Raw genomic sequence first — 23,145 nt, forward strand, 5'->3', positions numbered from 1 at the left:
GAGATCGAGGGCGGTGCGGACGGGCCGCGGCACTGGCGGTTGGCGGTCCGGGTGCCGGTACGGTGGTCGGCATGATCGTCTCTGACGCGAGCGAAGCCGTCACGACCAGCCCTGACGCAAGCTCCGCCGCCGCGACCGGCGCCGGCACCGGCCCCGTCGGCACCAGCCCTGCCGGCACCCCCGTCACACTCCTGATCGCGGACGACGACGAGGTCACCCGCAGCGGCCTGCGCACCTTGCTCGCGGCACGGCCGGGGATCGCGGTGGTCGGGGAGGCGGCCGACGGCGTCGAGGCGGTCGAGCAGGCGCGGCGGCTGCGGCCGGACGTGGTCCTGATGGACGTGCGGATGCCGCGGTGCAACGGCATCGAGGCCACCCGGCAACTCCTCGCCGGGTCGGCCGGGCCGCCGCCGAAGGTCGTGGTGATCACCACCTTCGAGAACGACGGCTACGTCACCGCCGCACTCAGCGCGGGGGCCAGCGGCTTCGTCCTCAAACGGCTTCCGGTCCAGCAGATCGCGGAGGCGGTACGGGTGGTGGCGGCGGGCGAGGCGATCCTCTTCCCGGCGGCACTGAGCCGGATGGTCGCCGCCCGCCCCCTGGGCTCCGCCGAGGCGTTGCCGAAGGCGGCGCTGACGGGGCGGGAGGAGGAGGTGCTGCGGCTGATGGCCACCGGCCTGTCCAACCCGGACATCGCCGAGTCGCTCACGGTGAGCCTGGAGACGGTCAAGACCCACGTCGGGAACGTGCTGACGAAGCTCGGCGCGCAGAACCGGACCCACGCGGTGGTGATCGCGTACGAGTCCGGCCTGGTGGTGCCTGGATTCGCCGGCTGACGCGGACCGGGGCGGCCTGAGATCCGTCGCGGCGGCGCCGGTGTCGAGGGCGTCAGAGAATCTCGCTGTCCACGGACGCCGGCCGTCAACTCGGGCCGGGCGGGCGGGAGAAGCGTAAGCAGCGGCGCGACGGGCGGCTGCCTGCCACCATGGCAGACATCGCACCTCACCCGACCGGAGCGGAGCTCACATGCGTCACCGATCAAGAACGCTCGCCGTTGCCGCATGCACTGCGGCGCTGTTACTCGCCGTGGCGGGCTGTTCGGACGGGGCGGCGCCGGCCGCGTCCTCGGACGGGAAGGCGTCGGCCACGCCCCCGACACCCTCGCCATCCGCGGCCGCGGCAACCTCACCGCCCGCCACGACCGCTCCGTCGGCACCGGCCCCGACCTCGGCAGCCCCGAGTGCGGCGTGCGTGGACACCGGAGTCATGGACCCGGAGAAGCTGACCACCTACCTCGCACGGCTGAAGAGCACCAGCGGCTCCTACGGCAGCAAGGCCCTGAAGATCGACGGCGACGGACTGAGCTTCGAGCCCGATCCGACCGAACGCCCCTGCGCCCCGGTCAAGGTGACGCTCAGCCGGTTCTGGGTGGACGTCACCCGCGGCGGGACGACCTCGGGCCTGTCCCGGCCCTCCCCGCGCCAGGAGTTCCGGTACGTCTTCATGGACCGGCCCGTCCTCGCGGTCGGCCCGGCGGACGGGATCGTCGACGGCAGCGTGCCGCCGCAGTCCTCGGGATGCCGGGGCTCGCTGTCGGTCGTCCACGTGGGCGCCGACATCGCGGAGGCCGACCTGCCGTCCGACCTCCAGATGCCGACCTCCTACACCGCGGCCGGCCGGGGCGCCATGGACGTGAAGGTCAAGCAGGACCGCGCCCTCGCGGCGACCTTCGTCCCCCCGTCCGCCCCGAGCGGCTGCTGACCGGGCGCTCGGCAGCCGCCCTACCGCCGGCCGCTCCAGCCGGTGTCACGGTGCGCGTGGACGCTCGGCGGGATTCACCGTGGTCGGCAGATCCCGTCCAGCGCCCGGCAACCTTTCGGGCTCCGGCGGCAACTGAGGGGTGAACAGTGCACCTCACCCCAAGGAGCCACCGCGCATGTCCGCTTCCCCGCACCGCCGCCGCACCGGCCGTCGAAGGCTTGCCCTGGTCGGAGCGGCCGCCCTGGCCGCCGCCGGTCTCGGCGCCGTACCGCTGGTCGTGAAGGCCGATGCCGTGGCGCCGGCCGACCTCGCCCACGGCGTGCTGCCCGCCCGGGACGGCTGGGCCGCGAGCGGCTCTGGCACCACCGGTGGCCGCGCCGCGGCCGCGGCCCGCGTCTTCACCGTCTCCACCCGAGCCGAACTGGCGAAGGCCCTGGCCGCGGGCCCGGCCGACGCCCCGCGGATCGTCCGGGTGAAGGGCCTGATCGATGCCAACACCGATGACAGCGGGAAGCCGCAGAGCTGCGCCGACTACGCCGAGGGCACCGGCTACTCGCTCGACTCCTACCTCAAGGCCTACGATCCCGCCGTCTGGGGCCGCGCCAAGATGCCCTCCGGCTCCCAGGAGAACGCCCGCAGGGCGGCGCAGGCCAGGCAGGCCGCCCGCATGGTGTTCACCGTGCCGGCCCGGACCACCGTCATCGGTGTGCCCGGCACCGGAGCGGGCATCACCGGCGGCAGCCTGGTGGTGAAGAACGCCGACAACGTGATCATCCGAAACCTGTCGCTCACCGACGTCCGCGACTGCTTCCCGCAGTGGGATCCGACCGACGGCTCCACCGGCAACTGGAACTCCGCCTACGACGCCGTCAGCCTGCGCGGCGCCACCCATGTCTGGGTCGACCACAACAGCTTCTCCGACGCCCCGCACCCGGACTCCGCCAACCCCGTCCGCTTCGGCCGCGAGTACCAGGTGCACGACGGCGCCCTCGACATCACCAACGCCTCCGACCTGGTCACCGTGGGGTACAACACCTTCTCCCACCACGACAAGACGATGCTGATCGGCAGCAGCGACCAGGACACCAAGCTGCGGGTGACGCTCCACCACAACGTCTTCAGGGGCATCGTCCAACGCGCCCCGCTCGCCCGGGTGGGCCAGATCCACCTGTACGACAACTACTACGACACCACGGCGTCCGAGGGCTACGCGCACAGCTACAGCGTCAACTCCCGCGCCGGCGCGCAGGTCGTCGCGCAGAACAACTACTGGAAGCTCTCGTCCGACCGCAAGACCTCGCAGCTGCTCAGCGGCGACGGCACCGGAGCCGTCGCGGGCAGCGGCAACCTCGTCGGCGGCTCCCCCGTGGATCTGGTCGCCGCCCACAACTCCGCCGACGCCGGGAAGAAGATCAAGGCCACCGTCGGCTGGAAGCCCACCCTCACCGCCGGACTGGAACCCGCCGCGGGACTGCCGGCGAAGCTGGCCGCGAAGGCGGGCGCCGGCGTCCTCACCGAATCCGGCGGCAAGGCCGCCCCCGCCCCCTCCGCTCCCGCCCCCTCCGGTCCGGCCGGCGGCCGGACGCTGACGGTCGCCGCCGACGGCTCCGCGACCCACCGCACCGTGCAGGCCGCCGTCGACGCCGCGGGCGCGGGCGACACCGTCCTGGTCTCGCGCGGCACTTACCGCGAGACGGTGAACGTCCCCGCCTCCAAGGCCGGGCTGACCCTCAAGGGCGCCACCGGCAACGCGGAGGACGTCGTCATCACGTACGACAACGCCTCCGGCACCCCGAAGCCCGGCGGGGGCACGTACGGCACCGCGGGCAGTGCCACCGCGACCTTCTCGGCGAACGACATCACCGTCACCGGTGTGACGGTCCAGAACACCTGGGAGAGGTCGGCCCACCCGGACGTCAAGGACACCCAGGCCGTCGCGGTCAACGCGTCCGGCGACCGCCAGGAGTACGTCAACTCGCGCTTCATCGGTCATCAGGACACCGTCCTCAACTGGGCTCCCTCGGCCACCGGCCAGTACCGGCAGTACTTCCGCCACTGCTTCATCGCGGGCGACGTCGACTTCGTCTTCGGCAACGCCACCGCCGTCTACGACCACGTCAACATCACCCTCCGCGATCGGGGCGCCGCGGCCGGCGGCAACAACGGTTACCTCGCCGCGCCGAACACCGACGCGGCCAAGCCGTACGGGATCCTCATCACCGACAGCACGATCAGCAGCCCGGCCCGGCCCGGGACCTACTTCCTGGGCCGGCCCTGGCACCCCGGCGCGAGCGCGGTCGGCCAGCTGGTGATCCGCAACACGAGCCTGCCCGCTGCCGTGAAGACCGAGGGGCCATGGACCGACATGGGGGGCTTCTCCTGGAAGTCCGCCCGGTTCGCCGAGTACGCCAACACGGGCCCCGGCGCCGGCACGGGAGCCAACCGGCCCCAGCTCGCCCCGGACCAGGCCGCAGCCCACACCGCCCGCGCCTACCTGGCCGGCACCGACGGCTGGAACCCGACGGGCTGATGAGCACCGGCATGCGGACCCTGCCCCGGCGGCCCGAAGTAGCCGAACAAGCGCTCGAACCGGCTGCTAGGCTCCGGCACCTGCCCGAGAACGCCCCCGTCGCCGTCGCACCGAGAGGCCGTACCGAGGCCATGACCGAAGATGAGGCGGCCGCGGACTTCCACGCGTTCTTCGAACGCCACCACGCCGAACTCGCCCGCCTGGCACACCTGCTGACCGGAGAGGCGGACGCCGCCGACGACCTCGCCGCGGACGCGATGGTCGCGCTCTGGCACCGCTGGGACAGGGTCCGCCGCGCCGACTCCCCCGCCGCCTACGCCCGCGGGATCGTCGCCAACCTCGCCCGCAGCCGGATCCGGAGCACCGTGCGCGAGCGGCGCCGCGTCCTGCTGTTCTGGTCGCACCGCTCACAGCGGACCGACGGCCCGGACATGGCCGCCGTCATGGACGTACGGGCCGCACTGGACCGGCTGCCGTTCCGCAAACGCGCCTGCGTGGTACTGCGGTACGCCTTCGACCTCTCGGAGAAGGACACCGCGGCGGCGCTCGGGATATCGGTGGGTACGGTGAAGAGCCAGACCTCGAAGGGGACGGCGGAACTGCAGAGGCTGCTCGGTGCCCGGGCCGCCGACGAGCTGGTGGGGAGGGGAAGCCGGTGACCGACGAACTGCGCGGCCTGCTGCGCGAGAGCGCCGATGCCCACCGGCCCGACCGCGCCCGCATGCTGGCCCGGGTCGAGCGCGGCATGGCCCGTCCCGAACCCGACGCCCGGCCGCGCACCCGCGCCCTGCCCCGGCCCAAGGTGGTCCTCGCGGCCGTGGCCACCGCCGGGACCCTGGCGGTGAGCGCCCTCACGGTCCTCGCCGTCGTGCACGCCCCGGACCCGCCCCGGAACCCGGCGGCAGCCGCCCCGACGGCCGCCGCCGGCCGCACGACGCCGCCGGCGGCGGGCTCCCGCACCGAGGACGGCCCGCTGTGGGCCGACGGCTCCGTCGACCCCCACAGCAACGCCTACTGGGCACAGAGCAACGTCACCCTCAAGGCGGGGAAGCCGCTCACCGCGCTCGTCGTCGAGCTGCGGATCGCCCTGACCGAGGGGGTGAAGGACACCGGCAGCTGGCGGACCCTCCCCGCCACGGACTTCGACCTCACCGCCCGCGACGAAGGCGGCTTCCTCGTCTACCGGTGGACCCTCAAACCCGGCAGAACCGTCCCGGCCGGCGAACACGTCTTCGCCGGCCAGTACGACCACGCCGCCGGCGGACGCGACGCGACGGACGACGCGTACCGGATCGACGCCGCCGTCGGCGCCGCGGAGCGCGGAGCCGCCGTATGGGGTGGTTTCGCCTAGGCCGTCTCTCAGGAAGTCGTTCCCGCCTTGACCCATCCGTCGCCGCCGAGGGGGAATTCGTAGCCGGGCCGCCCGTTGTGGCCGCTGGTACGGAACGGCCTGCCGTTGTTGTCGATCTTGAGGGTGCCGTGGTGGGAGCCGCTGGACCAGGCCAGTTCCAGGTACCAGCTCACGTCGTACGCGGAGGCGTCGGCCTTGACGTAGAACACCTCCGGTTCGGACTCGCTCACCTTGAACGGGAAGTTCGGCTGCCCCGCCTCGGGCACGACGGCCGGGCGCGTGGCGTCGAGGGCCACGGTGAAGGAGCGGGTCGGAACGCCGGCGCCGCAGCCGACGCCCGGGTAGCCCATGGCGTAGTCGTTCCAGGCGAGCGGCGCACGCTTGCCGGCCGTACGGACGGTCAGGCTGTCCAGGACCACCGTGTCCTTGCCGGAGCCCTGAAGGGTCAGCGTGACGTACTGCTCACCCGCGGGGACGGCTCCGGCCGCAGCCACCCACGCGGGAGCGTCCCGTTCCAGGGGCGGCGGGGCCACCTGGGCCGGAGGCTTCTCGATCAGGTAGTGCTGGCCGCAGGGGGTCTCCCAGGTGTGCGGCTGGGTGGTCACCTTCACCGGCGCAACGGGCGGGGTGCCGTCGCCCCGGCCGGCGGGAGGCGGACTCGCCGCGGCGGTGCCGGTCGCGGTTCCGGTTCCGGTTTCGGTTCCGGTTTCGGTCCCGGCACCAGGACCGGCGGCCTCGGTAGCTGCCCCGGCGCCGGGGGCAGCAGGCACGGAGGGCGTGGGCGAGGTTCCCGGCGGTGCCTCGGACGCCGCCCCGCCATCCGTACGTCGCCCTTCGCCGTCCGCGAGGGATGCGGCGCCGACGGGGCCGTCCCGGACACCGGCGTCTCGTGCCGACAGGTTCGCAGTGAGTACGGCCGCCCCCGCGACGGCGGCCACGGCGATCCCGGCGAGGACGGCCCTGCGCAGACGGCGGCGCTTCTTCGGCGCGGGCCGGCCTGAAGGATCGGCCGGTTCGGCCAGGTCGGCGAGATCGGTGAGGTCGGCCGGGGCGGCGAGATCGGCCGGGTCGGCCGGGTCAGCCGGAGGCGTCTCGACGGGCGCCTGCGCGGGCGGCGCGGGCTCGGTCGCCGGACCGGGATCGGGCTCCTCCGGCGATCGCCGCGTCACCTTGGCGGCGCCGGCCGCAGCCCTGCCGCCCGGCTCACCGCCCTTGCGGGGGCGGTTCGCGTCCGCCAGCACCCAGTGCCGGTGCAGTTCGACGAGCTCATCGGGCGAGGCCTTGCAGAGGCGGGCGAGGCGTTCGACCGGCGCGTAGTCCGTCGGGACGACGTCGCCGCTGCAGTAGCGGTGCAGCGTCGACGTACTCATGTGGAGCCGCTTGGCGAGCGTTCCGTAGCTGTGCCCGGACCGGTCCTTCAACTCCCGCAGCAGCCGCGCGAACCCGGCCTCAGCAGTGTCTTCCGACACTGTTCCTCCCACCCCGTGTCCCGTCCCGCGTCCCAGGAGCGGACTGTTTCAGCAGCTCAGAGCCTGTTCCAGCGTTCCAGCATCCCTGACTTCCCATCGGGTGTCGCGGCTGGGACGGATCACCGCACAGGCTGGAGCCATCCAAGCACACCGCTCCCGGCGCCGACCTCGACCGACCGCCGCAGCCATGTCATATGAAGGGGAATCAGCCATGACCGCGTTCCGCAGCACCCCCACCACGAGCAGCGCCCCCGCGTCCCGGCCCCGGACGGCCCGACGGCTGGCGAGCGCGGCCGCTGTCGCCCTCGCCGCGCTCGCCCTCACCGCGTGCCAGAACGGCACGGGCATCAAGGACGGAGGAGCCGCGTCCCCGCCGGGCTCCACCACCGCCACCCCGTCACCGACGGGCGGCGCGAGCAACTCCCCCAGCCCCACGGCCGGTCGGCAGGGGACGTCGGGCACCCCGGCCACGGGCTCCGCGACGACGACCGGAGGCGCGAAGACGTCCGGCGGCGCGAAGACCGGCAGCGCCCCGGGGGACGCGAAGGGCCCGTCGGACCCGTCCGCCGCGGGCAACCGCGTCCTGTGCAACGGCTCCAACACCGAGGTGACCGTCCAGACGGTCTCCCGTCCGCTCAACCACATGCTGATCACGGTGAAGAACACCGGTTCGAAGGTCTGCGATCTGACGTACTATCCGGTCCTCCGCTTCGACGAGATGCAATGGGCGCCGGCCGCGCGCAAGGAGACCCAGCCCCAGGCAGTGGTATCCCTCGCGCCCGGCCAGTCGGGCTACGCGGGAGCCATGCTGTCGGCCGCCGACGGCAGCGGCGAGGGCGGGACGACCGGACAGCGCCTCGCGATCGCCTTCCAGGGCCGGACGCCCCACAGCAGCGGCGGAGCGTCCGCCACCCCTCCGCTGCCCGCCACGGGTGTCTACTACGACAGCTCGTTGACGGTCACGTACTGGCAGCAGGGCATCGAGGACGCGCTCGGCTCATGAGCCGGGGGCGCAGCCGGGCGGGGTGGGCCCGACGCGGGTGTCCCGGTCGCGACCGGGCCCCGCCCCGCCGGCAGGGCCGGCACGGGCTCCCGGTAGCGTCACCCGGCACCACGGCACCACGGCACCGGCAGGAAGGCACCCACTCGTGAACCTGGGCATCATCGGGCAGGCGGCCGGGCTGTTCGCCGTCACCAACATCGACGACATTCTGGTCCTGGCGCTGTTCTTCGCCCGGGGCGCCGGACACCCAGGCTCCACGCGCCGCATCGTGCTCGGCCAGTACCTGGGCTTCGCCGCGATCCTCGCCGTCGCGGTCGCCGCCGCGTTCGGTGCCACGTTCCTGCCCGAGTCCGCCATCCCCTACCTCGGTCTTCTGCCGCTCGCGCTGGGTCTCAAGGCTGCGTGGCAGGCGTGGAAGGACCACGGCCAGAGCGGTGAGGACGAGGAGGATGCCCGGGCCGGGGAGGGCGGGCCGAGCCCGCTGGCGGTCGCCGCGGTCACCTTCGCCAACGGCGGCGACAACATCGGCGTCTACGTGCCCGTCTTCGCCACCGCCGGCATCGGCGGGATGAGCGTGTACGCCGTGGTGTTCCTCGTCCTGGTGGCCGTGTGGTGCTTCGCCGGCCGGTACTTCGCCACCCGTCCGGTCATCGCCCAGGCGCTGGCCCGCTGGGGCCACGTCCTGCTGCCGCTGGTCCTGATCGCCCTCGGCCTGCTCATCCTCGTCGAAGGCGGCGTCTTCGGCCTGTGACCCGCTTGGGCCCATCCGGCCCGGGCGGCGCATATTGCGCCCTATCGTGCCGAAATAGTCCTTCACCTGGGTGATCACGGCGGGTTCGGGGTAGCCACCCAGCATGATCACTGTTGGGGTCGAGGAGGAGTACCTGCTGGTCGACCCGGAGACGCTCCTCCCCGCTCCGCTCGTGCAGGAGGTACGGGCCACGGCCCGCCTGGCGCCGATCGCGGACGAGGGGGAGGTCCAGGACGAGCTGCTCCAGGCTCAGATCGAGGTCGCCACGCCCGTGTGCACGGGCCTGGAGGAGGTCGGGGGGCATCTCCTGCGGCTGCGTCACGCGGTCGCCTCCGCCGCGCAGGCGAACGGGTGCCGTATCGCGATCTCCGCCACCGCCCCGGTCAGGGACGTCTCCCCGGTGCCCGTCACGAGTACGGCGAGGTATCTGAAGATGCGGGGCGAGGCCCGGTTGCTGGTCGACGAGCAGCTGATCTGCGGGATGCACGTCCACGTGGGCGTCCCCGACCGCGAGACCGGGGTGGCCGTCCTGAACCGGCTGCGCGTCTGGCTCCCGACCGTGCTGGCGATGTCCTCGAACGGGCCCCTGTGGGACGGGCGGGACACCGGCTTCGCCAGCTGGCGCACGATCGTCTTCGGCCGCTGGCCGGTCAGCGGTCCACCACCGTATTTCGCGGGCGTCGCGGACTACGAGGCGCGGGTGGACGGGCTCGTGGAATCGGGGGTGATCCCGGACCGGGGGCAGCTGTACTGGCACGCCCGGCTCTCGGAGCGGTACCCGACCGTCGAGGTGCGCTGCTGTGACGTGCAGCTGGAGGCGGACGACGCGGTGATGCTCGCCGGTGTCGTCCGCGGGCTCGCCGCGACCGCGATCGCCGAGGAGAAGGCGGGGGCCGCTCCCGCGCTGTGCCGACCGGAGCTCCTGCAGGCCGCGACGTGGCACGCCGCCCGGCACGGGATGAGCGGCACGTTGGTGGACCCGGACGGGCGGCTGCGGAGCAGCGGGGACGTGCTGTGCATGCTCTTGCGCCACATCGGCCCCGCCCTTGAGGAGAACGGTGACTACCGCGAGGTGAGCTCGCTCGTCCATCGGCTCCTCCAGCAGGGGACGTCGGCCGACCGTCAGCGCCGGGCCCTGGCCGAGGCCGGTCTGCCGGCGGTCGCGGCCCTGATCACCGCGGGGGAAACCAGCGCGTGAGTGGCTTGCCGACAGGTGGATCCAAGCGCTACGGAGGCGTCGGGCCGCCTTGGGCTCGATTCCGTCAGCGGTCGTGGCGAGTGGAGCACGGCGGGCTGCCGTTCCGTCGGCGGTGTGGTCGCATCGCCTCATGAAAGATCCATTCGCGTGCGACGATCTGGCTGTGCTGTCCCCGTCCGAGGCTGCTCCGGCCGACCGTGCGGCGGCTCGCCGTGCGGTGGCCGCTCATGCCGAGAGCCCCGCGGAGTGCGAGCTGCTGCTCGACATGCTCGGGCTGCTACCCGGCGATGACGGCTTCGGGACATCGGAGTCGGGCCCCTGAGGCTCCGCCGTGGTCGTCGGGCCGGCGCGGCCGTGATGCCGTGGCGGCTTCACCCGCCCGGCGCTGCGCCGGAGTCGGTATCCGTGTGCCGTCAGCCGGAAGGCAACCCGCCTGGAACCGGGGTGAGGAGCCGGACCGCGGGAGGGCTGTGCGGGCTCCGGACGGCGCGGGCGCGGATGCGGAATGTGCTCGACCGTGTGTATGTGGTGATGGGTTCCGTGTGGATCCGCACATCCGTACCTGCGCCGTCTCGCTCGAGGAGTTCCCATGAAGCGTCTTCCCGTCATCGGCGTGCTCTGCGCCACCGCGTTCTTCGGTCTCACCGCCTGCTCCGACGACAGCAGCTCGCCGTCGGAGGACGCGACCCAGGCCGCGAGTGAGCTGTGCACCGACCTCTCCGAGCTCAAGGCCGACAACGCCAAGCTCAGGGCGCTCAACCCGTCGTCCGCGACCAAGGACCAGATCAAGGAGGCCCACCAGGCCGTCCAGGACGACTGGAACAGCGTCAAGGAGAACGCGGGCCAGCTCAAGGAGGCCGAACGCTCGGCTGTCCAGAACGCTGCCGAAAACCTCAAGAAGGCGTACGACGCCTTGCCGGGCGACACCACGGGCCAGGACGCGCTGGCCAAGCTGCAGCCCGAGATCCTGAAGCTGGACGAGGCCACGACCGCCGCGGCCACCGGCCTCAAGTGCTGACGACGGCTTCCCGGCGGGGTCAGGCGGGCTCCGGGGCGAAGGGGTACAGCTCGTCCGCCCCGGGCTGTACGACGCCGTAGCTGCTTTCCGGTACCGCGTTCCAGGCGCCGGGCAGGTCGCCGAGGGGTTCGGAGACGATCAGGCGGGTCTCCTCCGAGATGTCCTGCAGGAACGCGACGTCGGGGTGCAGCCGGCGCAGCGCGTCCACCCGGCTGCTGTAGAAGAGCGACCGGGACGTGTGCCCGCTGGAGTAGCGGAAGGCCCAGAGGCGCTCGCCGTCGGTGATGGCGAGCGTCATCTGGAGGGGGAGCTCCACGCCGTGGTCGCGGCCGGCCCGCTCCACCACTCCCGCCATCCTGGCGACGGCGCTCGGCGGGTCCTGGTCCAGGCCGAAGGTGAGGGCCAGGTAGAACATCACCTCGGAGTCGGTCGTTCCTTCGATGTCGGCGTACAGGTTGGGGTCGACGAGCAGGGTGAGGTCCCGGCGCATCATGTGGAAGCCGGAGATGGCGCCGTTGTGCATGAACATCCAGCGGCCGTGCCGGAACGGGTGGCAGTTTGACTGCTGCACCGCCGTACCGGTCGACGCCCGGATGTGCGCGAAGAACAGCGGCGAGGTGACATGGTCCGCCATCTCCCGCAGGTTGCGGTTGTTCCAGGCCGGGCCGATGTCCCGAAGGAGCGCCGGGGAGTCGTTGTCCTGCGTGTACCAGCCGATGCCGAACCCGTCACCGTTCGTGGTCTCCACCCCGAGCTTCGAGTGCAGGCTCTGATCGATCAACGAGTGGGCCGGTTTGTACAGGATCGTTTCGAGCAGCATGGGCGTTCCCGAATACGCGAGCCATCGGCACATACGTGATCACCTGGATCCCTACAGCATCGCGGGAACCACGTAGCCTTCCCGCGCTCGCCCCCGGAATTACGGCTTGGCGGCGAGTTCCACCCGTCACCTTTTTCGCTGCGCGCCCGCTGTCGTACGGGCCGGCACCCCCGGGACGGCCTGGCGTGTTCTCCCACCGCGCGGTGTGGGTCTCACGTCGGTTCGACCGTCCGGCCATCTCATTCTCAGCTCCCTCCCCGAGGCGCGCCACGCGAGCGGGAGCCGGGCAGGTGGCCGGCCGAGCGCGTCAGAACGCCCACCGCGTATGGGTGTACACCCCGTCGTCCCGGCCGAAGCCGTACGCCGTGGCCGGGGCGACCGCGAAGACCACCACGTCACCCTTGCGGAACGCATCCCCCATGCCGTGGAACGTGCCCTCGGGCGAGGTGATGTGCGCCCCGTACTTCGTCTCGTACGCCGCGATCACCTCCTCCAGCACCGCCGGATCGGCAACCGGCTCCGCCTTGCCCTCGACCACGAGGTCGAGGCCCTCCGTGAGCGAGTTGCCCCCGGTGGTCAGCGCGCAGTGGCCGTCATGGGCGAGGTTCCTCGCCTTCTGCTCCCCCATGCCGGTGGAGAAGTACAGCACCCCGTCGTGCCAGGCGGCGATCACGGGGGTGACGTGCAGCCGGCCGTCGGGCCGCACCGTGGACACCCAGAAGATCTCGGCGGCCTCCAGCTGCCGCTGCGCCTCGGCCCATTCGGTGGCGGTGACGTCCGCGGCGCCCGGCCGGGGATGGAGCGCGGAGCTGTAGCGGGAGTCGAGCTCGGTCGTGGGTTGCATCGCGGATCCCTGTCTCGGCATCGTGGATCTCCTTCCCCTCCCCACTATTGACCGGCCGCCCGCGCCGAAATCATCGCCGCGTCCTTTTGCGTCCGTCTGCGCGCCGGATCAGGGACGGGGCCGCGCCGCGCGGTGTGCCTTCTCGTCGGCGTCCGCGAGCCAGAAGTACAGCGGTGGCATGACCAGTTCGACGACGGTCAGCGCCACCTGGAAGCCGTGCGGCCACCCGTGCACGGCGAGCGAGAGCAGCCGCCCCACCGCGCCCAGCAGGAACACCGCGGCCAGCCACCGGACCACGCCCGCCGGGATCGGGGACTGGCGGCCCGCCCAGATCCAGGCGAGTCCGTAGCCGGCGAACGTCGCGCCCAGGAACCGGCCGAGGCTGTCGACCGTGGCGCCGGCCGAGCCCGCGCCCGGTATCGCCGCGTTCCCCAGTACCACGTGTGCGAGCCCGATCACCACGCACGCGGCGCCCATCGCCAGTACGAGCCACTTGAGAGTTCTGGCCATGTTCCGATCTCCCACCCCGAGTAGTAGACATACGTCTACTAGTAGGCTCCCACTAGTAGACGTGTGTCAAGTAAGGTGGCCGGGTGTCTCCCCGCCGACGCCTCAGCCCCGACGAACGCCGCGCGCAGCTCCTCGCCGTCGGCGCGCGGCTCTTCGCCCGGCACCCATACGACGAGGTGCTGATGGAGGAGGTCGCCGAGCGGGCCGGAGTCTCCCGCGCGCTGCTGTACCGCCACTTCGCCGGCAAGCAGGAGCTCTTCGCGGCCGTCTACCGGCAGGCGTCCGACCGGCTGCTGGAACAGGTCCCGCTCGACCGGCCCGGTGACCTGCTCGGCCAGCTCACCGATGGGCTCGACGTACACCTCGACTACTTCATCGCCCACCGCAACACCGTCCTCGCGGCGAACCGCGTGCTCGCGGGCGACCCGGTGGTCCAGACGATCATCGACGGCGAGCTGGACGTCCTGCGGACCCGGCTCCTCGACGTCCTGCCGCTCGCGGACGACTCCGTCCGGCCGGCCGTGGCGGCGGTGCTGAGAAGCTGGCTGGTGTTCGTGCGGGTGCTCTGCCTGGACTGGCTCACCACCGAGACCTGTACGCGCACGGAGCTGCGCGAGGCCTGCGTCGGCGCCCTGCTCGGCGCCCTCCGGCCGTTCCTGCGGGCGGACGCCGTTCAGCCTCCGCCGCCGAAGTGATCCTGCCGGACCCGGCTCCTCAGGGGGTGCGCGGACGACGGACCGTGCGCGGAGCGCCGTGTCGCCGCGTCGGCGGCGCTGCCCCGACGAAGCGGGAACCGGGCCTGATCCACCACCCGGCCGGGTCCGCACCGTCGAATGGGCCGATCGGATGAGGAAGGAACCCGTACGCGTGACCTAGCCTGTACCGGCAACGCGAGATCCGGGGGCCGAGCGCAAAGGAAGAGCGCGTCCATGGGCATCACCAGCAGTTCCGTACCTCGTCGGCGGGCGCGATACGCCGTACCCGCGGCCGTCCTCGGCCTCCTGGTGGCGGTCGGCACACCGGCCCTCGCCGCCGACGGCTCGGCGAGCCAGTCCTCGGCCGCGAACTCCTCCGGGTCCGCCGAGGGCGCCACCCGGATCCCACTGGAGATCTCCCGGCTGGCGCAGGGGTCGGGCCACGACATCGCCATCACCATCGACGACGGTCCGGACCCCCGCTGGACCCCGCAGGTCCTCCAGGTGCTGAGGCAGAACCACGTCAAGGCCACCTTCTGCATGATCGGAACCAGCGCGCAGAAGTACCCGGGCCTGGTCCGCTCGGTCGCCGCCGACGGCCACCAGCTGTGTGACCACTCCGTGGACCACGACGTGACGATGGACCACAAGCCCGTCGCCTACCAGCGGCAGCAGATACTCGACGGCAAAGCGATGATCGAGAAGGCCGTGCCGGGCGTCGCCGTCAACTACTACCGTGCGCCGGGCGGCGCCTTCACCCCCGACAGTCGCGCGATAGCCGCCGCCAGCGGGATGCGGCCCCTGGGCTGGAGCGTGGACCCCAAGGACTGGAGCCGGCCGGGCCTGCCGGCCATCGTCTCCGCCGTGGAGACCAAGCTGCCCCAGCAGCCGACCGTCCTCTTCCACGACGGCGGCGGCGACCGCAGCGAGACCGTCGCGGCGCTCAAGGAGTACCTGCCCTGGCTCACCGCTCGGGGCTACACCTTCACCTTCCCGGCCCGCACCGGCCCGTAGCGGCCTCCTGCGGTGGTCCAGAACCCTTGGCGGGCCCGCAACCGGCCCGGCTTCTTCCCCAGGAGAGACCCCTTGCCCATACCCCAGCCGCTCCACCCTGCGCGCCGAGCCGTCCGGACGACCGGGCGGAGGGCCACCGTGGTGGGTGCCATGGCCCTGCCGACGGCACTGCTCGCTCTGCAGCTCGCCCTCAGCCCCGCCGTGTACGCGTACGAGCCCGCCGACGCAGGACTGCGCACGGCGAGCGGCCTCACCGCACCTGCCAAGGCGACGATCACGGAGGGCGAGGTCAAAGAGGTCGCACCCGGGGGCGTGATCACGTATCCGAGCGTGACCAGCTGCCTCACCGTGACCGTGCGCCTGCGGGACGGCGGCCTCGCCGGTGCTCACGCCAGCCTGTTCCAGGTACCGGGTGAACTGCGGTCCGACCAGATCCTGGCCGCGCTCAAGGACTTGGTCGGCAACCGCCCCGTGACCGCGATCGAGGTCAAGGGGGCCGTCGGCGCCTGGCATCCGGGCTACTTCGTGAAGGCGATCGAGAGCTACGGCGAGAGCGAGCAGGTGCCGGTCCCGAGCGGCCGGGACTTCGACGGGCTTGCCCGGTCGGTGTCGCTGGGACTCGGGCTGCCCCGCGGCCTCGTCACGGTCGAGGACGTACCCGACGGGGACCAGATCGTCGGCTGACGCCGCTTATCCTCGGCGACCGTGAACACATACTTCGAGGCGAGCCCCGCACTCCGTCCCGGCCCGGGCTACGCCTGCGGCGACCCCGTCACCCTGGCCGTCCAACCCATCGGCACCGTGACCGTGCCCAGCGGCACGCTGGGGCTCGGCGACCCCGGCTACCCCGACCCCGCCTCCCTCCTCAAGGTTGCGGTGACCCCCGGGACCTACGCGGTGCTCGTCACCCGCTTCGACACCACCCGCAACAACGGCACACCGTGGACCGTCAACGCCTCCTTGAGCATCGTGCTGTCGGACCACCCCGAGCAGCGGCGCGGCCCGCTCCCCACCCTCGACCCGTCGGCGAACCCGGACGACACCGACATCGTCGGGGTCGACGGCGGAGTCGTCGCGGCCCTCGACTGGAATGCCTACGCCCTGCTCTGCGAGCAGAGCGAGGAACGGCTCGAATCGTTCTTCCTCGACGACATGGCGTCCCGGCCCACCCCCTGGAACGCCCCGCTGCCCGGTCGCACCGAAAACGTCGTGGCGGACGAGTCCGGCTACGGCGACGGCGGCTACCCGGCGTACGGCGGCTTCGCGGCCGACGGCCGGCTGGTGGCGGTGCACGTCGACTTCCACAACGCGGCACTGACCCCCGACCGCTACCGGGATTGACGTGGTCCCGGCCCCACGGCACTGATATCCCTGCGGCCTGGGGGGATCTCTCGCTCCTGTGACCGCCGATCACCCCTCCTGGTTGCGGCGCAGCGCCTCGCGCAGCCGGCCGGCCTGGGCGACCAGGCGGGACCGACCGCCGCGGGCCACGATGCCGGTGAGCCCGGCCGGTTCGGGCGAGGCCGCTGCGGACTGTTCCACACAATCGGCGGCCGTCGCGAGGAGTTCGCCGACGCCGCGCGGGTCGCCGGTGCCGGTGCCGGTGAGCAGCGCGGGCAGTGCGGCTGCCAGCACGGCCCAGGTGGTGGCGTAGGCGCCGGTCGCGGCGGCAGTGCGCAGCGAGTCGGCGAGCCGGTTGGGCTTGACCGTGCCCAAACCGAGCAGTTCGGCCAGGTCACCGCCGAGGCGTACGGGATCCAGCTCATCGCGGGCGGCGAGGGTGAGCAGCGCGTCCACGGCCCTCAGCCGGTCCTCCGGGTGCCGGGCGCCGAGCCCTGTGGCTACGGCGAGATGCAGGGCCGGGCCGGCGGGGCCGCCGGCCGCGGCGAGCAGCGGCAGTGCGGCGGTACCGCCGCGCCCCTCGTGGATGGCGCAGGCCGTGACGGCCGGGAGCGACCAGGCCGACAGGGTCTCCCGGTCCTCGGGCAGGGCCGCGATCAGCGAGGCGTCGTCCGCGCCGTCCCAGCAGCGGTCGGCTGCCTTGCGCGCCCGGGCCAGTGCGTGGAAGCGGTCCGGGAACTCCCCCAGCACGGTCGGACGTTCCCCGGTGTCCAGTACGAGGTGCGCGGGGACTGCGCTGTAGGCGTACCGCACGGCCGACGCGGTGCGGCGGGTGACAGGCGCGGGCTGTCCGGCCGCGCCGAGCCAGGCTGCCAGCCGGTCCCCTTCGGGCGTGCCCAGGGCATTGGCCTCGGGGATGGCGGCTGCGTCACGGCGGACGCGCAGCAGGGCCTGGGCGAAGTCTGCCGGGGCGGGTTCCTCGCCGAGGCGGCCGTACTCGGCGAGGCGCGCGATGAGCGCCTGGGGGGCCAGGGTGCCGGTCTGGAGGGTGGGGGTGGCGAGCAGGAAGGGCAGCGGCCGGGTCGCGATGCGGCGTGCCGCCTCGTCCAGGCGTGCGTGGCCCGCGACACGGAGCCCGGTGTGGTGGCAGTCGACGCGCCAGGACGCGAGGGCCGGCCGCGGTTCGCGCGTCGGTCCTGCCCCCAGGACGGCGGCGGCTACGCGTTCCAGGCCGGGCAGGTCACCGGTGTAGTGGTGGGACCGCTCGGGATCGAGCCACCAGCGGCCGGCCAGCGCGGGACGCAGCGCGCCGGCGAGGGCCGTACGGTCGCGATGGGCGTGCCGGACCAGGCCGTCCAGGGCGCGCTCGAACTCCTCTACGGTCGAGCCGCGGGAGTTGATCACCGCCGTGACGAGCTCCACGGTCTCCTCGACCGTCCCGAGGGGCGGGGCGAGCGCGACCGGGACCGGGGGCGGCGGCAGGATCTCCCGGTACGGCCCGGTGTCCTCGGCGGGGGCGGCGGCGGATCCGAAGAGTTCCACCGCCCGGGCCCGGTGGGCCGGGCTCAGCAGCTGGGCCTGGTCGGCGAGTTCGGCGCGCAGTTCGGGATCGTCGGTGAGGTGGGCGGCGGCCAGCTTCAGCGCCCGCTCCTGGATGTCGGTGTCCGTGTGTCCGAATGCCTCACCGATTACCGGCAGCAGTTCGGGGGCGGCGGCCCGGTCGCGGCCCAACTCCTTGCCGAGCAGGACGAGCTGGGCGCGTACCAGCTTCTTCTCCGGGCGGAAGAGGACCGCGGACGACATCTCGGCGAGCAGACGCGGGGTGAGGTGGCCGGCTGCCGCGAGCCGGGCCAGGGTCTGCTGGGCGTGCCCGGCGACGGGAGACGGGGCGTCGGCGGCCAGCGCGATCCAGTCGGCCGCGCGCTCCCGCTCCTCCTCCTCGGTCGGGCGCAGGCGCTGCAGGATGGCCTGGTAGGGCTTCAGCTGGGCGGGCTTGCCGCCGCGCAGCAAGCGGGCGGCGCATCCGTCCAGGAGGACGGCACGGTCGACGCACCCCTCCTCGGCGAGGGCGGCCAGCGCGGCGGGCCAGTGGTGGGGGTTGTCCGGCTCGCAGCGCCAGGCGAGGGCGCCGACCGGTTCGGCGGTCCCGAAGAGGCGCGGGACGAGCGCGGTGACGTGGGGGTCGCGGCGCAGGGCGAGTGCGAGCGGGGTACGGGACGCGCCCACGGCCGCCGCCCAGCCCTCGACGCAGCCGTCGGAGGTGGGCATCGGGCAGTCGGCGAGTCGGACGAGTTCGCTGATCATCGGGTAGTCCTGCTGGGCGGTGGCGGACCGGGCGGCCAGCCGGTGCGCGAGGTCGCCGAGCCACTGCGGGTCCCGGCCGGCCAGTACGTCGAGCAGTGCGCCGGTGGGGAGCTGCTGCCAGCGGCGCAGGTCCCGGGCCCCGATCCAGGCGGCTGCGGCGGCCGCGCCGGTGTGGCAGCCGGCTCCGGCGACCAGCAGGGCCGGGCTCATCAACTGCCGTTCCTGCCAGCGGTCCCAGCCCGAGGCACGCAGTTCGCCGCGCAACTCCTTCAGCTCGGCGAGCAGGAGCCGGCGCTGTGCGCGGTCCAGCGGCTTGAGGAGCCCGGGCAGTTCGGCGGTGCGGCCCGCCCGGACGGCTTCGAGGATCTCGGTGGCGTTCATCGTGCGGCTCCGGTGGTGACGGTGGCGGTGGTGGTGGCGGCCCGCAGGGCCATGCGGGTGGCGAGGGCGTGCTTGCAGGGGCCGCGGCGGCCCCGGTAGTCGGCCCACCACTGGCAGGTGCAGCTGAGGGCGCCGCCGGACTCGCGCACCTGGTAGCGGCGTTCGCCGGAGGCCACCACGGCGGTGCCGCGACCGTCCAGGCTGACCGCGCCCGCCTCGACCAGGGCGCGGGCGGCGACCAACCGCGGATTGTGGCGCTCGGCGCGCCGGGCGTCGTAGGGAAGTTCGCGGTGGAAATAGGCGGCTTCGGCGATGTCGTACCCGACCCGGCCGGCCGTGCCGAGGCGGGTGAGGGCGGCCCGTACCCGCTCCACCGGAAGGCCCGACTGCTCGGCGAGGTCGGCCGGGTCGATGCGCGGCTCCCACGCGAGCAGGACCGAGATCAGCTCGGCGTCCTCGGCCGCCGCGTCGGTGGCGAGGGCCTCCAGCACGCCCCCCTCGCCGGAGAATCCGCGGTCGGCCTCCGGGGAGAGGGTGAGGGTGAGCCGCATGCCGGGCAGGCCGAGTTCCCACGCGGAGGCGGTGGGACTGAGGCCGTCCGCCGCGGGGCCGTACACGCGCAGGCCGGTGGCGTGCCGCAGCACGCGCTGGAGGGCGGCGAGACGTTCGGGGCCGGGCAGGCAGACCGCGCCGGGCACCGGGCGGGTGGTGGGGCGCAGCGTACGGCCCGCGGGAACCACCCACAGGGCCCCGCCCGCGGCTCCGCCACCCGCCGGGGTGCGCGGGAGGGAGCGCAGGAAGCGGGCCGTCTCGGCGGCGGTCAGTTCGGCGCGCAGGTCGAAGCCGGTGGTGACGACCTGGGACTCGGCGAAACCTCGCAGCCAGCGGTCGGGCAGAGGGACCTTCTTCTCGACGACCGGGCCGTCGAGGGTGGTCACCGCCATCTCGTCGGGGCCGACCCGCAGATGCAGCGGATCGTCCCCGGTGAGCCGGGACAGCGCCTCGCGCAGCGGGTTGTTGACGTCGACGTTGGTGGTGCCGTGGCCCGTGTCGGCGCCGCGCAGGCCGTCGGGCAGCACGTCGAGCCGGGCGTACACCCCGCAGCAGCCGGAGAAGGACTCGAAGCGCAGCCGGTCGCCGTTGCCCGTGACCACCGGATCGAGCGAGGCACGCAGGGTGCGCCGGTAGTAGCGGGCCGCCGCCACGTCCGCGACCGCGAGCAGCGCCCGCGCCGCCGCCTGGGGCGCGCCCAGGAACCCGGCGAAGAACTGCGGATGGGCCTCGGCCCCGGCCGGGGTCAGACCCCCCGCCGTCTCCAGGCCGAGGGCCTGACCCGTCTCGGCGGCGGTCAGCGAGGACGGGCGGGCATAGGCGAAGGTGTGGGCGCTTCGTGTCATGTCCGAAACGCTAGGCGGAGCCACTGACAATGCCCCGGGACGGCGGACGACGGGGCTGAGCGCGGGCCGGTCGTCCACGGGCCCCAGGGCCGCCGGCTGCGCGCCGGACGCCCTGATGGGTGCCCACATCCCGCCGCCCTGGGTTCCTCTGAGGCTACGTCGGCCAGTTGACCTGCCCGTTCTCGATCCGAAGTACAGCCGGAAGGTGGGCTTCGTGGAACCTGAGGTATCCGATCCCGACCGCGTCCTCCCCGAGCAGGTGGGTGTCGTGAGCTCTTGTGGCCAGCCAGCGGAGCAGCTCGCCGACCTTCTCGAACTCGTCCGGGTGGATTTCCTGTCGGGCCGTCAGCGACCAGCCCTGCCGCGGCTGGCCCGCCCGAGCGGCCAGCGCGGAGCAGAGCACACCGCCCACCTTCGCTGCCGCGCCGCTCCCGGCCAGGAGCGGATAGGGCTCGTCCTCGATCACCGGGTTCCCCGAGTCGTCCGCCACCACGAACGGAAACTCGGTCACGATGGACAGGCGCGCCGGCTGCGGCCCGATGCCCAGATGCCAGCTCAGCTCGGCGAGTTCCTGCTCGGAGAGTTCGTCCCGCAGGTCGACGGCGATCATCAGCTCATATATGTCACTCACGCGGTGAACCCTACGGACAGGTGCCGGCGTCGGGCGAGGTCAGGTCGACCGCCATGGACTTGCGGGGACGCAACCATCGCCACGGCGCCCGGACACTTGGGTCAGGCCACCGGGGCATCGTAGGTGGGCCCGCCCGTGCCCCCCACCAAGGCGGACAGGTATGGGGGGTGCTCTTCCACCACGAGGTGTCCGGCTTCTGCGACCACGGCCATTTCGGTGCCGAGTGTGGCCCTCACGGCCGGGCCGAGCCGCCGCGGAGGGAGAAAGACGTCGTGCTCCCCGGTGACGATGATGCGGGGGATCGGCCGCCTGGGCAGGGCAGCGGTGCCGGGCGCCCCGCTGGAGCGGGAGTGCCGGGCGACCAGTGTCATCCAGTTCACCAGTTCCTCGCGGGGTGGGTGGCCAGGCGCGTGCATGGCGCGCAAGAGCCGGGCGCTGTGTGCCGGTGCGGGCCGCAGGAACCAGGCGGCCGAGGCGGCCAGCACGGCGGGGGTCAGCCTCAGCCTGGTCAGTCCGCCGGGGGAAACCAGAACGAGCCGGTCGATCCGGGCAGAGCCGCTGGACAGGGCGATGGCGGCACCGAAGGAGTGCCCCATCACCGCTACGGGATCGGACGAGATCTTCTCGATCACCTCGCTCAGCCACGCCCCGTACCAGGACACCTGGCCGCCGGACAGGCGGCGTTCACCGGAGCTGAGGCCGGGCTGGCCGGGGACGTCCACCAGCGCGACCCGGTGGCCGGCGGCGACCAGGGCCGTGGCGAGGGGCAGGGACGCGGCGGCGTTGAAGTTGGTGCCCGGGACGAACACGACCGTCGTGGCGCCGGAGCCGGCGAGGACTACGTGGGTCCTTGCGTTCTTGGCGGTCACCGTCTTCCGTTCGTGCGGCACCGGCCACGCGGCGAGCTGGTCGAGGCACCAGCGTCGGATGAGCTCCCTGCCCGTCGTACCGCGGTAGATCGAGTCCACGCGTCGAGTATCGCGCCTCGCCTCGTCCTCCTTCTGGTCGGGGCCGCCGGTGAGTCCGTGCCGCATGCCGGGCGCGTTCGTCAGGGCGGCGCCGTACTCCCGCCCCAGCAGGTGGAGGTGGCGGCGAGCCCCGACCGCACCCTTCGTCCCCGCTCGCGGGACCGGCGCCACCACGCCGCTCCAGCCGCTGTGCATACTGCTGGACATGACGCCCCTGCTCGCCCAGCGCCTCCACCTGATGATCAGCTTCGTGCTCGTGATGTGCGCGACGGTGGGCGGGGGCTGCCTCGGCCTGCTGTGGGGCGGCTGGGTCACGGCGTTGGTCGCCGCGGGCGCGGCCGGGGTGGGCGCGGGGCTCGGCTCGTTCCTCGCCCGGCGCCAGGTGCTGGCCTTCCTTCAGCCCGGCGCCGTCGCCCTCCCCGGCGCCGTCCCCGGCGCCGTCGCCGTCCCCGACGCCGTCGCCGTCGCCGTCCGCGTCGACGGGTACGCGGAGGGGATCGCCGACGCGGTCTTCGTCAGCATCGCGAGGTACCAGGCCGCGGTTTTCCCCCTGACCCCGGACGGAGTGACCGACGAGGAGCGGGCCGCGCGCCGTTCCGTCGCCTACGGGATCGCCGCCCACGACGGCCTGCCCCTGCCGGTACGGGTCTCGGCGGCGGCCGCGCTCGAAGCCCTGGACGAGGGCCGGGACACCGAGAGCGCCCACGTCGCGATGAAGGCGCTGTCCCTCACGGTCTACGAACACCGCGGCGTCCGCTGACCCTTGACCTCCTACTGCCGATCCGCGGGGATCTGGTCCAGGGCCCATCGCGCCCATTCCCGTTTCATCGCGCTGCCCCGGAGGCCGTACTCCAGCACGAGGCGACCGGAGACCGAGAGCGGGTCGCCCGTCCACTCGCGTGAGCCGAGCAGCCGTTCCAGGTCCGCGATCTGCTCGGCCTCCTCCCCGGCGATCCGCACCTCCTTGCGGCCCCGGGGTCCTTCGGCGGAGACGTCGACGAGGCCGGCGCAGCCTGGCCCCCTGGATCGTCTTCACCCTGGCGGCCGGCAACGGCTTCGCCGCCCAGTGGTCCGCCGCCCTGGCCGCCCTGGTCGCCCTCGCCGCCGCGGCCCCCTCGCTCCTCGCGGGCCGGCCCGAACTGCTGGACGGCATGGGGAT

The 23,145-nt window shown here is 73.1% G+C and carries 22 protein-coding genes and 2 pseudogenes; 15 read left to right on the plus strand and 9 right to left on the minus strand.

Translation table 11 applies throughout. The annotated features are described in order from the left end of the window. Positions 1–71 precede the first annotated feature (71 nt). The 6 genes and pseudogenes from ACZ4TG_RS00485 to ACZ4TG_RS00510 all read left to right on the plus strand — a co-directional run bounded on the left by ACZ4TG_RS00485 (position 72) and on the right by ACZ4TG_RS00510 (position 5,642). Positions 72–836, plus strand: coding sequence for a response regulator transcription factor (locus ACZ4TG_RS00485; protein ID WP_468159047.1), 765 nt, complete (start codon positions 72–74; stop codon positions 834–836). A 415-nt stretch (positions 837–1,251) separates the two neighbouring features. After that, positions 1,252–1,761 (plus strand): hypothetical protein, encoded by a 510-nt coding sequence (locus ACZ4TG_RS00490; protein ID WP_468159049.1) that lies wholly within the window; start codon positions 1,252–1,254, stop codon positions 1,759–1,761. Between the two features lie 175 nt (positions 1,762–1,936). Next, positions 1,937–3,277, plus strand: a pseudogene (locus ACZ4TG_RS00495) (pectate lyase family protein); the annotation flags it as partial. Positions 3,278–3,358: 81 nt separating this feature from the next. Further along, positions 3,359–4,291, plus strand: a pseudogene (locus ACZ4TG_RS00500) (pectinesterase family protein); the annotation flags it as partial. A gap of 131 nt (positions 4,292–4,422) precedes the next feature. Beyond that, positions 4,423–4,950 (plus strand): SigE family RNA polymerase sigma factor, encoded by a 528-nt coding sequence (locus tag ACZ4TG_RS00505; RefSeq protein ID WP_468159050.1) that lies wholly within the window; start codon positions 4,423–4,425, stop codon positions 4,948–4,950. Next, positions 4,947–5,642 carry a hypothetical protein gene (locus ACZ4TG_RS00510; protein WP_468159052.1) on the plus strand — a complete coding sequence of 232 codons (696 nt, stop codon included), beginning with the start codon at positions 4,947–4,949 and terminating at the stop codon, positions 5,640–5,642. The genes ACZ4TG_RS00505 and ACZ4TG_RS00510 overlap by 4 nt, the downstream gene beginning before the upstream one ends. An 8-nt stretch (positions 5,643–5,650) precedes the next feature. On the opposite strand, the gene ACZ4TG_RS00515 is transcribed toward ACZ4TG_RS00510, so the two are convergent. After that, entirely contained in the window at positions 5,651–7,111 is a 1,461-nt protein-coding gene (locus ACZ4TG_RS00515) for a helix-turn-helix domain-containing protein (protein WP_468159053.1), read from the minus strand. 211 nt (positions 7,112–7,322) lie between these two features. On the opposite strand from ACZ4TG_RS00515, the gene ACZ4TG_RS00520 reads away from it, so the two are divergent. The 4 genes from ACZ4TG_RS00520 (at position 7,323) to ACZ4TG_RS00535 (ending at position 11,081) form a co-directional block, all read left to right on the plus strand. Then, positions 7,323–8,114, plus strand: coding sequence for a DUF4232 domain-containing protein (locus ACZ4TG_RS00520; RefSeq protein WP_468159054.1), 792 nt, complete (start codon positions 7,323–7,325; stop codon positions 8,112–8,114). Positions 8,115–8,259: 145 nt separating this feature from the next. Then, positions 8,260–8,865, plus strand: a complete 606-nt coding sequence (locus tag ACZ4TG_RS00525; protein WP_468159056.1) for a cadmium resistance transporter — start codon at positions 8,260–8,262, stop codon at positions 8,863–8,865. 103 nt (positions 8,866–8,968) lie between these two features. After that, on the plus strand, positions 8,969–10,063 hold the full coding sequence (locus tag ACZ4TG_RS00530) for a carboxylate-amine ligase (RefSeq protein ID WP_468159057.1): 1,095 nt from the start codon (positions 8,969–8,971) through the stop codon (positions 10,061–10,063). Between the two features lie 589 nt (positions 10,064–10,652). Further along, positions 10,653–11,081, plus strand: a complete 429-nt coding sequence (locus ACZ4TG_RS00535; RefSeq protein WP_468159058.1) for a hypothetical protein — start codon at positions 10,653–10,655, stop codon at positions 11,079–11,081. Between the two features lie 19 nt (positions 11,082–11,100). Here ACZ4TG_RS00535 and ACZ4TG_RS00540 read toward each other — a convergent pair whose 3' ends face one another. The 3 genes from ACZ4TG_RS00540 to ACZ4TG_RS00550 form a co-directional block, all read right to left on the minus strand. Next, positions 11,101–11,934: a class II glutamine amidotransferase gene (locus tag ACZ4TG_RS00540; RefSeq protein ID WP_468159060.1), complete on the minus strand. Its 834-nt coding sequence runs from the start codon at positions 11,932–11,934 to the stop codon at positions 11,101–11,103. A 274-nt stretch (positions 11,935–12,208) separates the two neighbouring features. Then, positions 12,209–12,745 carry a pyridoxamine 5'-phosphate oxidase family protein gene (locus ACZ4TG_RS00545; RefSeq protein WP_468159061.1) on the minus strand — a complete coding sequence of 179 codons (537 nt, stop codon included), beginning with the start codon at positions 12,743–12,745 and terminating at the stop codon, positions 12,209–12,211. A 108-nt stretch (positions 12,746–12,853) separates the two neighbouring features. After that, positions 12,854–13,255: a DUF4345 domain-containing protein gene (locus ACZ4TG_RS00550; RefSeq protein WP_468159062.1), complete on the minus strand. Its 402-nt coding sequence runs from the start codon at positions 13,253–13,255 to the stop codon at positions 12,854–12,856. Positions 13,256–13,338: 83 nt separating this feature from the next. Between ACZ4TG_RS00550 and ACZ4TG_RS00555 the strand changes: the two genes are divergently transcribed. The 4 genes from ACZ4TG_RS00555 to ACZ4TG_RS00570 all read left to right on the plus strand — a co-directional run bounded on the left by ACZ4TG_RS00555 (position 13,339) and on the right by ACZ4TG_RS00570 (position 16,305). Beyond that, the gene (locus ACZ4TG_RS00555) at positions 13,339–13,950 is read left to right on the plus strand and encodes a TetR/AcrR family transcriptional regulator (RefSeq protein WP_468159063.1); all 612 of its coding nucleotides are present in this window, start codon (positions 13,339–13,341) and stop codon (positions 13,948–13,950) included. Between the two features lie 234 nt (positions 13,951–14,184). Then, the gene (locus tag ACZ4TG_RS00560; RefSeq protein WP_468159064.1) at positions 14,185–14,964 is read left to right on the plus strand and encodes a polysaccharide deacetylase family protein; all 780 of its coding nucleotides are present in this window, start codon (positions 14,185–14,187) and stop codon (positions 14,962–14,964) included. A 150-nt stretch (positions 14,965–15,114) separates the two neighbouring features. Then, positions 15,115–15,648, plus strand: coding sequence for a hypothetical protein (locus ACZ4TG_RS00565; RefSeq protein WP_468159065.1), 534 nt, complete (start codon positions 15,115–15,117; stop codon positions 15,646–15,648). 21 nt (positions 15,649–15,669) lie between these two features. Beyond that, positions 15,670–16,305 (plus strand): DUF4241 domain-containing protein, encoded by a 636-nt coding sequence (locus ACZ4TG_RS00570; protein WP_468159066.1) that lies wholly within the window; start codon positions 15,670–15,672, stop codon positions 16,303–16,305. A gap of 69 nt (positions 16,306–16,374) precedes the next feature. On the opposite strand, the gene ACZ4TG_RS00575 is transcribed toward ACZ4TG_RS00570, so the two are convergent. The 4 genes from ACZ4TG_RS00575 to ACZ4TG_RS00590 all read right to left on the minus strand — a co-directional run bounded on the left by ACZ4TG_RS00575 (position 16,375) and on the right by ACZ4TG_RS00590 (position 22,193). After that, the gene (locus ACZ4TG_RS00575; protein ID WP_468159067.1) at positions 16,375–18,990 is read right to left on the minus strand and encodes a DUF7824 domain-containing protein; all 2,616 of its coding nucleotides are present in this window, start codon (positions 18,988–18,990) and stop codon (positions 16,375–16,377) included. After that, complete coding sequence (locus ACZ4TG_RS00580) at positions 18,987–20,387, minus strand: SWIM zinc finger family protein (RefSeq protein ID WP_468159068.1); 1,401 nt, start codon at positions 20,385–20,387, stop codon at positions 18,987–18,989. Before ACZ4TG_RS00580 ends, ACZ4TG_RS00575 begins: the two co-directional genes overlap by 4 nt. Positions 20,388–20,541: 154 nt before the next feature. Continuing rightward, entirely contained in the window at positions 20,542–21,018 is a 477-nt protein-coding gene (locus ACZ4TG_RS00585) for a hypothetical protein (protein WP_468159069.1), read from the minus strand. A gap of 101 nt (positions 21,019–21,119) precedes the next feature. Next, positions 21,120–22,193 (minus strand): alpha/beta fold hydrolase, encoded by a 1,074-nt coding sequence (locus ACZ4TG_RS00590; protein ID WP_468159070.1) that lies wholly within the window; start codon positions 22,191–22,193, stop codon positions 21,120–21,122. On the opposite strand from ACZ4TG_RS00590, the gene ACZ4TG_RS00595 reads away from it, so the two are divergent. Next, on the plus strand, positions 22,192–22,746 hold the full coding sequence (locus tag ACZ4TG_RS00595) for a hypothetical protein (protein WP_468159072.1): 555 nt from the start codon (positions 22,192–22,194) through the stop codon (positions 22,744–22,746). The two genes, ACZ4TG_RS00590 and ACZ4TG_RS00595, sit on opposite strands and share 2 nt — an antisense overlap. An 11-nt stretch (positions 22,747–22,757) precedes the next feature. Here the strand turns inward: ACZ4TG_RS00595 and ACZ4TG_RS00600 are convergent, their stop codons facing one another. Then, positions 22,758–22,946 (minus strand): hypothetical protein, encoded by a 189-nt coding sequence (locus ACZ4TG_RS00600; RefSeq protein ID WP_468159074.1) that lies wholly within the window; start codon positions 22,944–22,946, stop codon positions 22,758–22,760. Positions 22,947–23,145: the final 199 nt, after the last annotated feature.

The organism is Streptomyces sp. NPDC028314, from assembly GCF_055565795.1.